Source organism: Candidatus Paceibacterota bacterium, from assembly GCA_028716825.1.
Lineage (GTDB): Bacteria > Patescibacteriota > Minisyncoccia > Minisyncoccales.
In genome coordinates, this window is the sequence record JAQUPA010000020.1 from 1 (window position 1) to 9,447 (window position 9,447).

13 protein-coding genes and 1 other RNA gene are annotated in these 9,447 nt (G+C 32.6%); 6 read left to right on the plus strand and 8 right to left on the minus strand.

The window, feature by feature from the left end:
- Positions 1-1,307, plus strand: a 1,307-nt coding sequence (locus PHI88_03290; GenBank protein ID MDD5552152.1) for a penicillin-binding transpeptidase domain-containing protein, incomplete at its 5' end; no start/stop codon positions are given.
- Here PHI88_03290 and PHI88_03295 read toward each other — a convergent pair.
- On the minus strand, positions 1,275-1,643 hold the full coding sequence (locus PHI88_03295) for a YraN family protein (GenBank protein ID MDD5552153.1): 369 nt from the start codon (positions 1,641-1,643) through the stop codon (positions 1,275-1,277). The two genes, PHI88_03290 and PHI88_03295, sit on opposite strands and share 33 nt — an antisense overlap.
- Before the next feature lie 46 nt (positions 1,644-1,689).
- Here PHI88_03295 and smpB point away from each other — a divergent pair, with 46 nt between their 5' ends.
- The 5 genes from smpB to rplT all read left to right on the plus strand — a co-directional run bounded on the left by smpB (position 1,690) and on the right by rplT (position 3,634).
- Entirely contained in the window at positions 1,690-2,139 is a 450-nt protein-coding gene (gene smpB, locus PHI88_03300; GenBank protein MDD5552154.1) for an SsrA-binding protein SmpB, read from the plus strand.
- Positions 2,140-2,141: 2 nt separating this feature from the next.
- Positions 2,142-2,516, plus strand: a transfer-messenger RNA (tmRNA) gene (gene ssrA, locus PHI88_03305).
- A gap of 36 nt (positions 2,517-2,552) precedes the next feature.
- Positions 2,553-3,062, plus strand: coding sequence for a translation initiation factor IF-3 (gene infC / locus PHI88_03310; protein MDD5552155.1), 510 nt, complete (start codon positions 2,553-2,555; stop codon positions 3,060-3,062).
- A 6-nt stretch (positions 3,063-3,068) separates the two neighbouring features.
- On the plus strand, positions 3,069-3,278 hold the full coding sequence (locus PHI88_03315; GenBank protein MDD5552156.1) for a 50S ribosomal protein L35: 210 nt from the start codon (positions 3,069-3,071) through the stop codon (positions 3,276-3,278).
- A gap of 5 nt (positions 3,279-3,283) precedes the next feature.
- On the plus strand, positions 3,284-3,634 hold the full coding sequence (gene rplT / locus PHI88_03320; GenBank protein MDD5552157.1) for a 50S ribosomal protein L20: 351 nt from the start codon (positions 3,284-3,286) through the stop codon (positions 3,632-3,634).
- Between the two features lie 34 nt (positions 3,635-3,668).
- Here the strand turns inward: rplT and PHI88_03325 are convergent, their stop codons facing one another.
- The 7 genes from PHI88_03325 to PHI88_03355 all read right to left on the minus strand — a co-directional run.
- The gene (locus tag PHI88_03325; GenBank protein ID MDD5552158.1) at positions 3,669-3,932 is read right to left on the minus strand and encodes an MGMT family protein; all 264 of its coding nucleotides are present in this window, start codon (positions 3,930-3,932) and stop codon (positions 3,669-3,671) included.
- A 10-nt stretch (positions 3,933-3,942) separates the two neighbouring features.
- Positions 3,943-5,190 (minus strand): glycosyltransferase, encoded by a 1,248-nt coding sequence (locus PHI88_03330; GenBank protein ID MDD5552159.1) that lies wholly within the window; start codon positions 5,188-5,190, stop codon positions 3,943-3,945.
- 5 nt (positions 5,191-5,195) lie between these two features.
- Positions 5,196-5,657 (minus strand): bis(5'-nucleosyl)-tetraphosphatase, encoded by a 462-nt coding sequence (locus PHI88_03335; protein ID MDD5552160.1) that lies wholly within the window; start codon positions 5,655-5,657, stop codon positions 5,196-5,198.
- On the minus strand, positions 5,654-6,667 hold the full coding sequence (recA, locus tag PHI88_03340) for a recombinase RecA (GenBank protein MDD5552161.1): 1,014 nt from the start codon (positions 6,665-6,667) through the stop codon (positions 5,654-5,656). The genes PHI88_03335 and recA overlap by 4 nt, the downstream gene beginning before the upstream one ends.
- Positions 6,668-6,703: 36 nt before the next feature.
- Complete coding sequence (locus PHI88_03345; protein MDD5552162.1) at positions 6,704-7,300, minus strand: CDP-archaeol synthase; 597 nt, start codon at positions 7,298-7,300, stop codon at positions 6,704-6,706.
- A 5-nt stretch (positions 7,301-7,305) separates the two neighbouring features.
- The gene (locus tag PHI88_03350; GenBank protein MDD5552163.1) at positions 7,306-9,213 is read right to left on the minus strand and encodes an alanine--tRNA ligase-related protein; all 1,908 of its coding nucleotides are present in this window, start codon (positions 9,211-9,213) and stop codon (positions 7,306-7,308) included.
- Between the two features lie 23 nt (positions 9,214-9,236).
- Positions 9,237-9,447 (minus strand): hypothetical protein (locus PHI88_03355; GenBank protein MDD5552164.1); only part of this gene is annotated, 211 nt, incomplete at its 5' end.

Below are 9,447 nucleotides of genomic sequence, written 5' to 3' on the forward strand. Positions count from 1 at the left end.
TTTCGATAAATCCAAATAACGGAGAAATTTTAGCGATGGTCGGAGGAAGAGATTTCGCCACCTCTCAAGTAAATATATGGACGCCGACTCAGTCCCTTTCTTTTCAGTCGCCAGGCTCTGCTTTTAAGCCAATTGTCTACGCTTCTGCTTTTAAAAAGGGCTATACCCCGGACACTATACTGTGGGACGTAAAGACTGATTTTGGAAATTATTCACCCGACAACTATGACGCGAAACAAAGAGGACCAATAAAAATGAAAGAAGCACTTGCACAAAGTCTTAATATACCAGCTGTTAAAACCTTATATCTTGCTGGCGTTAAAAATACAGCCGAGGTAGCAAAAAGCATGGGAATGCTAGATAGTTTTGATGAAAAAATTGATTCAAGAAATCTTGATTTCTCAATGGCTATTGGCGGAAAAAGCATAGTGCCGCTTGAGCTAGTATCTGCGTTTGGAACTTTCGCTACCGAAGGCTACAGAATCCTACCAACCCACATTGTTAAAATTGAAGATCGTAACGGAAAAGTAATATGGGAAAATAAAACGTCAAAAGTGAAAGTTCTTGATAAAACAGTAGCTCAACAAATAAATTCCATTCTCTCTGACAATAACTTAAGATCGCCAATGTTTGGATGGAGTTCCTATTTAAACTTAGGAAAATGGGCGGCGGTAAAGACAGGAACTGCGGCAACTAAAAACGGTAAAGTAACTGATGTTTGGACTGTGGGCTATACTCGAAATTTAGTTACTGGTGTTTGGATTGGAAATAACCACAACGAGCCAATGTACCGCGGGTCCGATGGTTCAAATGTAGCAGCCCCTGTATGGAATAGCTTTATGAAAGAGGCAACAAGAAACGAATCAAAAGTTGCGTTCCCACAATATAAAAAAGTAAGAACTGGAAAAGCAATTTTAGATGGTTACTTGCTGGGGAAACATTGTATTTTATGGTATCTTGATAAAAATAACCCAAGGGGAAACTCAATAAACAGAAATGATCCTCAACTTTGGAGATGGGAAAAACCGATTAATGGTTTTTCTCTCCAGGAAGACGAAGAAAAAGAGGAGAAAAAAAATAATACTGGAACTAAAAAAACTAAACCTAAAACCACTCCAACTCCAACTCCCACTCCCACTCCAACGCCAACTCCCACTCCAACGCCAGCACCAACCACCACTCCTACAACACCTCCAGGAGAAGAAGGTAAATTAAAGCCCAGCGCAATTTTAGAGACACAAATTAGAAATCTTATAAAAAGAACTTCTACTTTCTTAATCTACAATCGCGTTTTTTGTGTGTCTTAGGCGGCACTTATTCTCTTTAGTAAATTGAATTCCAATTACATCAATCTGCCATTCATTAGGAATTTTTTTCTCCGAAAGATAAAGTCTTGCTGTTCTTATAATTTTAACTCTTTTTTGGTAACCAACTTGCTCTTCTGGTAAAAAATAGAACTCATCAGAAAAATATCGAAGAGTTTTTACTTCAAAAAAAATAATTTTCTTGTTTTTTTCTGCGATAATATCAATCTCGCCCCAAGGCCTCCTAAAATTTCTTTCTAAAATTTTATACTTTTTACTTAAAAGATATTCCTTTGCGATATCTTCTCCGATATTTCCCAATTTTTTTTCTTTTAACACGTTTCTTTTGTTATATTTTATTAGATGATAAAATATTATAAGCTACATGAGAATTTTCGCAAAAAATAGAAGAGCTTTTTTTGATTATCAAATAATTGAAAAATACGAAGCTGGTATTGAGCTTTTTGGTTTTGAAGTAAAATCAATTAAAAATGGGAAAATTTCACTTAGAGGCTCTTTTGTAATTGAAAGTAGGGGAGAAATTTACTTGTTAAACGCCTCTATTAGTCCATATCAGCCAAAAAACACGCCAAAAGAGTACGAGCCGACACGCAGAAGAAAACTACTTTTAAAGAAAAAAGAAATCAACACTTTAATCGGCAAATCAAAACAACAAGGATTGACATTAATTCCTCTTCGGGTATATAATAAGGGGTACAAAATAAAGATAGAGATAGCTCTTGCAAAAAGCAAAAAGAAATTTCAGAAAAAAGAAAAAAAGAAAGAAAGGGATATAAAAAGAGAGATGGAAAGAGAAACGAAAGAAAATTTATAAAAGGGGGTGATGGGAATCGACAGAATTTTTTTCAAAATAGATGCAGGTAGAGTTTGGGCTCTTTAAAACCCAAAAAAATATTAAGTGCAAACTTAATTCAAAAAGCAAAAAGCGCTGTAGCTTCGCTATTTAGCGTTCCAGCTTTATCTCTTGCTTAATTTTAAGCAAGGTGCTCTGTTTTTTGATTCTTGATAAAAAAACGGGGTTTATAATTTCAAGATAGATAACTTTTTAGCTTGGAAAAGTCTATCGAAAAGAACAAGCAAAATCGTAAATTTTTTGTCCAGTTCAAAGTTTACGATAAAAAAACTGGAATAAACCTGTAGATTCTATGCTGATTACTTTCTGGACGCGAGTTCAACTCTCGCCATCTCCAAATAAAGCTTTTAACGCTTGTAATTACAGATACTAATCTGAGAAAACCAAGGGTCAACAATCAAATAACAGAAAGAGAAATTAGGGTTATAGGCAAAGAAGGAGAAAATTTAGGAGTTCTTTCTCTTGAAGAATCACTCCAATATGCAAAGGAGTGTGGTTTGGATTTAATAGAAATTTCAAGAAACAGTAATCCTCCAGTTTGTAAGGTAATGGATCTTGGAAAATACATGTATCAGGAAGAAAAAAAAGCAAAAAAGAAAAGGAAAGGGGCAAAAATTGGAAAATTAAAAAATATTAGAATATCACTTAGGATTTCTGAACATGATCTTGAGACTAAAATAAATCAAACAAAGAAATTTTTAGAAAAGGGCTATAAAGCTAGAATCGAAGTCTTCCTTAGGGGAAGAGAAAAAGCCTTATCTAATTTAGCAAGAGAAAAACTCGAGACTGTTTTTGGAAATATAAACACAAAAATGCCCTTAAAAAAAGAGGGTGAAATAAAAAGAAATCCAAGAGGAATGGAAATAATAATATCAAAGAAATAAAATATTATGAAAACAAGAAAATCAATTACAAAACGTTTTAAAATTACAAAATCAGGAAAGGTCTTGCATAGAATGCCAGGGCAAAACCACTTCAGAGCAAAAAAAACAGGGAATCAAATCAGACAAAAAAGAAAATTTGTGGAGCTCGACAAAAAAACAGCAAAAAAAATTAAACAGGCATTAAAATTTGCTCCCAGAAAAAAATCTAAAAAATAAATACTATGGTTAGAGTAAAAAGATCAATAACGGCAAAGAAAAAAAGAAAAAAAGCTTTAAAAGAAGCTAAGGGTTTTAAATGGTCAAGAAAAACAAGATATAGACAAGCTAAAGAAGCTTTAATGCATGCCAAGTCATATCAATACAGAGATAGACGCAGAAAAAAAAGAGAAAGAAGAAGTCTTTGGCAAATAAGAATTAATGCTGCTGTGAGAAAAGAAAACCTTTCTTATAGTAAATTTATCAATCTTCTGAAAAAGAAAAAAATAGAAATTGACAGAAAAATACTTTCAGAAATTGCAAAAAATCATCCCGAAATTTTCAAAAAAATAATAGAAACTGTAAAAGAAAAATAAAAAATCCGCTCCAAGGAGCGGATTTTTTGATATTTTATATTTCATTCCTAAAATCTTCTTCTTGAAGTATTTTCTTCTTAAGGTCTAACCCTTTATTATAACCCCCAAGCTTCCCATCTGACCTTATAACTCTATGGCAGGGAATTTTAGGATTTTTATTTTTGTTCAAAACACTGCCAACAGCCCGCCACGCCCCTGGAAATCCCGCAACATCTGCGACTTCTTTATATGTCATCACTTTACCTCTGTCTATCCCTTTTACAATCTCGTAGACTCTTATTTTAAAATTGGAACGCATAATATAAAAATTACATTATTTCTCTAAATAAAGAAAGATAATCTCTTAGTAGTCTTGACATTAAAAAATTTTCCTTTACAGATTCCCTCGCCTTTCTTCCTATTTTTCTTCTAAGTTTTTTATCTTCAATTATTTTTATAATTTTTTTTGCAGTTTCCTCAGGTGACTTTACTAAAAATCCATTTTCTTCATTTTTTATTTGTTTTTTAATGCCTCCGATATTTCCACCGATAACAACCTTCCCTTTCCACATCGCTTCGGTAACTGTAAGACCAAATCCTTCTTTTATTGATTTTTGCAAAACAACATTTGATGCTCTTTGGATTACATTCACGAAAATATCTACATCTATTCCTTTTGTGGTTTTGGGTTCTCCAAATAAAAAAACATCTTTCTCTTTAATTGTTCTTTTTTTAATTTCTTTATACATTTTCTCACTTCCGGGATCGTCCTTTGCTAAAAAAATACCAGCGAGTACAAGTTGTAATTCTGGAACTTTCTTTTTTGCTATTTTATATGCTTTTAAAACGCCTAGAGGATCTTTCCATAGGTCAAATCTTGAAATTTGAGAAATTAAAGGTTTTTTTGAATTAATTCCTAATTTTTTAAGTATAGTTTTTATTTGAGTGCTTGACATTGTTTTATTCTTTAGTGAGAAAGGATCAATAGCTGGTTGAAAAATATTAATTTTATCCTTTGGAATTTCCTTGCAAGCAAAATCTTCTGCGCTAAAAATTATTTTATCATAAGCTTCTAAAATTGGCAGAAAAAAATCAAAAGTTTTTTTATTTGGAGAAGAAGTATCTATATGAAAACGAGAAATTGCAGGATGCATGTGAGGCACAAATTTAATCAATCCTGCAGGTTGAGGATCGTGTATTACCCAAACATCTGCTTTAATATCATTAAAAAGTTTTGCAATATTTTCTAAATGAGAAAGATAATAATCAAAAAAATCATCTGGTATGTTTTTCTTTGCGCCCTGCAAAGAATCATGCAGAAACTTTTTATCAAAAAATTCCTCATCCCCCGGAATTGTATACCATTCTGCACAAAGCCCCACGTTTTCCATTAAAGGAACAAGTGTTTTTAAAATTTCGGCTACTCCCCCGCCTTCTGGGGTTGAATTTACATGAACGACTTTTAAATCTCGCAATTTTCTTGCTAATTTTTTAACTTCCGCAAAAAGAACCTCACTAATAAGTCCTCTATATCTTTTAAAATCTTGTTTTTTTGTTTTTACTTTTTCTAGCATCATTATTATTATTTGAAATCTATCTTCTGTTGACTAAATTTATATTCTAAAAGAAAATTATTAGCTTTATTTAAAATTTCTTTAGCATTCCTAAAGGTTATTTTTTTAAAAGCTTCGTCGTATAATAACCAAGCAAAATCTATGTGCTCATGGGAAATTTTCACTTCTTTGTCTTTTGTTTCTGCTAAATAAAAAATAACTTCTTTAAAAATAAGTGGCCCTTTCTTTTTTTTGTAACTTTCTTTAAAAAAATAAGTTATCCTTTCCCGGAATCCTTCAATAAAATCAATTTCCTCTATACTTGTTTCCTCTTTAATTTCTCTTAAAGAGGCTGTTTTTTCATTCTCGCCTTCCTCAACATGACCCTTGGGAAAATCCCAATGACCGGCTTCATAATGTAAAAGAAGGTAGTAAATTTTACCACCCCCTTTGCGAAAAATAATTGCGCCTGCTGATTTTTCTTTTTTTATTCTTTTCGTTCCTGCTGCCATTTTTCTATAATTTTTTTCTCAATTTGTTTAGCTATTTTAGGATTATCTGAAAGAAATGATTTTGCTTTTTCTAATCCACTTCCAAGCTTTGTACTCTCAAATTCAAAAGTGTTCCCTTTTTTATTTACAACGCCATATTTTACTCCGGCGTTTATAACATCACTATATCTTGAAATACCTTCATTATAAATAATATCAAATTCGCCGGTCCTGAAAGGGGGGGCTACTTTATTTTTAACTATCTTTACCTTAATGCGATTTCCAACTATATCTTCGCCTCTCTTAATTTTTGCAATTGGTCTTAAATCCACCCTAACTGATGCATAAAACTTAAGGGCTTTACCGCCAGGAGTAGTTTCTGGATTTCCAAAACCAAATGTTGAAATTTTCATTCTGGTTTGGTTCAAAAATATAATTGCAGTTCCAGATTTTGCAGCAATTGCTGTCAATTTCCTTAGAGCCTGTGACATTAATCTTGCCTGTAATCCAATTTGCTGATCCCCCATTTCTCCCTCAATTTCAGAACGAGGAGTCAATGCAGCCACCGAGTCAACAACAATTAAAGAAACTTTTCCGGATCTTACGAGAGTCTCTACAATATCCAAGGCTTGTTCACCTGTGTCTGGCTGTGAAATTAAAAGATCGTTTACTTTAACGCCAATTCTTTTTCCATAATCAGGATCTAAGGCGTGTTCTGCATCAACAAATGCCGCAATATCTCCTTTCTTTTGAACTTCAGCGATTGCATGTAATGCTACAGTTGTTTTTCCAGAGCTTTCTGGCCCAAAAACTTCAATTATTCTCCCCTTTGGAAAACCACCAATACCAAGGGCAAGGTTTAATGTAATTGATGAGGTAGGAATAGCCTCAACATCAACTGCTTTTACCTCTCCAAGCTTCATTATAGCCCCCTCTCCAAATTTATCTTTTATTGCTTCGACTGTATCTTCTAAATTATCTCCTGTTTCAATTTTTTTATTTTTTGGCATAACTTTTTTGTTTCTTATTAATAATATAAATATATTTTACCATCTATTTTTCTGAATGCCAGTGTAATAACCTATGTTATTTGTAACAACATGCAAAAGGAAAGATATTGCCATTATAAAAACCCAGTGCAAAATACCAAAGTTAAGATGCAAATAAAAATTTAAGTATGGAGTTAAAAATAAAAAAGCGCCAATAACAAAATCTAACTGATCAAATGGTATCCAGGGAGTGCCGGGCTTGATGTTAAAACGACGTTTAAAAAAAGAAAAAAACGCATCGCCAAACATTGCGCCAAAACACATCAAAAAACCAAAAAGCAGAATATTAATAGTATTATAATTTATAAAACTAATCTTTTGGAAAAAATCATAGCGGTAAAGATAAGCCTGTAAAAAAATAACCAGAAAACCAAAAAGAGGACCAAAAGTAAATCCTCTCCATGTCTTTGAAACGCCAAGAATTACTTTTCCGTTTATCGTCTTTCCAAAATCAAGAGGCTTGTCAAATTTTTTAAGAAATGGAATTCGACGAGTTAAAGACGCCATCATATTAGTAATAAGACCGGGTGTAAAAAAATAAAGACAAGAAAGAACAAAATAAAAAAAAGATGGGCTATTTATGTTTTGTATCATTTGATTTATAAAAGCACGGCTTTTATTCTACGAATTCCAGCACCGACGCTTTCTTGTTTTTTTATTTTAAATTCGCCAAGTTCACGCGTGTTTTTAATATGGGGTCCCCCACAAATTTCTTTTGAAAAATCCCCCACACTGTAAACTTTAACTTTATCTCCATAACGTTCTTCAAAAACTCCCATTGCGCCTTTTTTTTTGGCTTCTTCTAATGTCATTTCCTGACAGCTTACCGGTAATTTATCTTTTATTTTTTTATTAACTAAGTCCTCTACTTTTTTGATTTGTTCGTCAGTTAATTTCTCTGAGTACGAGAAATCAAATCTTAATCTCTCTTGGGTAATATTTGAACCTTTCTGAACGACGTGCTCGCCAAAAACCTCTCGTAACGCCTGTAACAATAAATGCGCTGTTGTATGAAGTTTTATTGTCTCATAACTTTCATCCGCCAACCCGCCTTTAAATTTTTTATCAGCACCTTTTCGTGAAATTTCCTGGTGTTTCTTTGCTTCTTGGTCTATCGCGTTTTTAAGGACTTTTTCATTAACTTTTAAACCCCTTTTTTTGGCTTCTTGAATAGATATATTGATTGGAAGACCGAAGCTTTGATGTAAATCAAAAAATAAAGGCGATATCATTCTGTCGAAAGCTTCCTTAAGGTCGTTTATGTTTTTTATTTGATTCCGAAAAGAATCAACAGCTAGTACCATTTTTTTCTCACTATGTTTTAATTCTTTCCCTAGGTTTTGAAGGGGAACAAGCGATTTATCAATCATCTTTTTAAAATCTTGCATTGGTTGATTTATTGATTTTATAAATGCTTCTTGAGCTTTTTTAATAGGCTCTATACTAACAACTAAAACTTCCATTGCTTCCTCCATTTTTTTAGTAAAATCTTTTTCTTCAGTTTGAATAACTTTAATAATTTTTTCTTCGTTTATTTTTAACCCAGGATAAATATATTTATATATTTTTATTGTCTCTTTAATTGGCTGAAAATACCAATTTTCTTTTGAGGCCAAGCTTGCATATATTATAGACTTTTTTAATAATGTTCTTAACACAGAACCTCTTGATATCTCGCCTTTTTTATGCTTACTAGCAGGTATAATTCCTTGATCAATCAAAAAACAACTTGCTTTTATATGATCAGATATTATTCTTAAAATCTTTGGGTTTTGTTTCAGTTCTTTTTCAAGTGAAGTAAAAATTGGTATAAACAAATCGGTTTCAAAAACATTGTCTTTTTCTTGTAATATCGCAGTTAATCTTTCAAGCCCCATTCCAGTATCAACGCCTTTAAATTCACTTGGTTTATATTTTCCGTTTTCAAAAATATATTCATTAAATACCAAGTTCCAAATCTCAACTCCATCAATGTAAAATTCTACTGTAGGACCTCCAGGGCTTCCTTCGGTTCCCAAGGACCAAAAATTATCTTTAAAACCTTGCGGTTCAATTTTAGAAAGGCCTTCTATTTTCTTTAAAATTTCAAGGGATTCTTTGTCCTCTGAAATTACTTTTTCTTTATCGCCTTTAAAATAAGTTGCCGAAATTCTTTTTTTATCTATTTTTAACCCTTCCTTTCCTGCCAAAAATTCCCAAGCCCATTTTATCGTGTCTTCTTTGAAATAATCATTAAAAGAAAAATTTCCCATCATTTCAAAAAAGGTAAGATGGGTTTTGTCTCCAACTTCTTCAATGTCAGAAGTCCTGAAGCATTTTTGAATTGTTGTTACGCGAGAGGCCGGCGCTTCTTTTGGATTTAAATAATATTTTTTAAACTGCTGCATTCCAGCGGTTGTAAAAAGTACTGTTCTATCCTCTGGAATTAACGAAGAAGAAGGCATTACTTTATGCCCTCTTTTTTCAAAAAATCGCAAAAACTTATCTCTAATTTCTTGAGATTTCATTTTTCCAAATTAAAAAACCTTAATTATTTCTGGCCTGTTGAAGGCCCACCACCCCATTGTTGTTTTGCTTTAGCCGATTCTTCTTGAATCCTTTTTTTTTCTAATTCCTGTTCTTGTCTCTCTTTCGATGCATATGCTCTTGCTTTATTAGCCTGCCACTGGTCTTCTTTATATCTCTGACTCTCTAGCTGTTTTTCCATACTGGTTAACTGTTTATAGAGAGTACCCTCTTCT